Genomic DNA, 306 nt, shown 5'->3' on the forward strand with positions numbered 1-306 from the left:
GAGACCGCCCGAGTATTGAATGTCGCATACAACACAGTATTGAGCACTTTAAAAAACTCTCGCCAAGGCAAGTAACCTCAATACCTTTCGATAGAGCAAACATCACTCTAATTTGTGAAGTTGATGAGCAGTGGTCATTCGTAGGTAATAATAAAAATCGACGATGGCTTTGGTATACATGGGAGCCGCGTTATAAACGCATCATTGCTCATTCATTTGGTAAACGTAATACAGATGCATTGCGAGCACTACTTGCTTTACTAGCGCCGTTCGACATCCGCTTCTTTTTCACTGATGACTTCACTG

At 42.2% G+C, this 306-nt stretch carries 1 pseudogene; it reads left to right on the forward strand.

Going from position 1 to position 306, the window contains the following annotated elements:
* A pseudogene (locus AACW06_RS20300) lies at positions 1-306 on the forward strand (IS1 family transposase); the annotation flags it as partial.

Origin of the sequence: Vibrio sp. S12_S33, assembly GCF_963889785.1 — a bacterium.
In the GTDB taxonomy this organism is placed as follows: Bacteria; Pseudomonadota; Gammaproteobacteria; order Enterobacterales; family Vibrionaceae; genus Vibrio; species Vibrio aestuarianus.